This window comes from Thiohalocapsa marina (assembly GCF_008632335.1).
GTDB classification, from domain to species: Bacteria; Pseudomonadota; Gammaproteobacteria; order Chromatiales; family Chromatiaceae; genus Thiohalocapsa; species Thiohalocapsa marina.
This window is the reverse complement of sequence record NZ_VWXX01000083.1, coordinates 1-889: the sequence shown is the minus strand read 5'-3', so window position 1 is coordinate 889 and position 889 is coordinate 1. Positions and strand designations below refer to the sequence as shown.

Annotated in this window: 1 protein-coding gene; it reads right to left on the bottom strand. The window is 65.8% G+C overall.

Annotated elements, in window-relative coordinates:
• The coding region (locus F2Q65_RS19280; RefSeq protein WP_170265821.1) for an Rpn family recombination-promoting nuclease/putative transposase at nucleotides 1–792 on the bottom strand (792 nt) is incomplete at its 3' end.
• Nucleotides 793–889 lie beyond the last annotated feature (97 nt).

Sequence of the window (889 nt, the reverse complement as noted above, 5' to 3'; positions counted from 1 at the left end):
GCCCTCTTGCCGGCCCTCTTGCCGGCCCTCCGCCTTGTATTCCGTTGCCCATTCCTCCAAGCGGTCTGACAGGCCCATGGTCAGTGTCTCCAGATCATCGATTTCCGGTAAGACGATATGATAGTCCTCGCGGCGCATCAACGCGGCGCGAATCCAGACGGCGAAGCTGCGACGCAAGTCCTCGCGCTCGCCAAGCCAGTCCTTGAGCCGGGCGATGAGCTGCTGCATGCCCTCAGGCGTGGGCGCCTGCTCCAGGCGAAAGACCGCCGCGACCAGGTTGTTCAGCGCCGCGAGCTCGGTCTCGCTGTAGCGACCCTCGTCGATGAGCAGGTAGCGGTAGCTCGGCTTGAAGTGTGCCACCAGGCCCGGCACGGGCGGGATCAGCTCGCCAACCTCGGTGGGGGCGCTCCAGCGCGGGCGGCCGTTGTAGAGCACGATGGGCAGCACCGGCGGCAGACGGCCATCGGCCAACAACTCGCCGCGGCGGATCAGGTCCTCGTAGAGCAGGCCGACGTAGGTCATGATGCGCACGGCCATGTAGCGATCGACGCTGCTCTGAAACTCGATCAGCAGGTACAGATACAGCCAGTCGCCGCCAATGCGCAGGCGCCAGACCACATCGTCGGCACGCTGGCGGTAGCGGCGGCTGACATAGTTGCCGGGGACGCGCTCCAGGGTGTCGTAGTCGAGCGAATGCAGCCAGTCGTCGGGGACGAAGCCGAGGATGAGGTCACGCACCAGTTCGGGATGCGAGAACAGCAGTTTGTAGCCGGTGTCATGGGGCTGGGTCATGGCCCTGAGCATAGCACGCAGGGCCGCTGCCTCGGACGGACTCGCTTGGGTTCGAATCCCTGATCAGCCCGCGGTCGGGTGGATGCGTGGGTGGGGG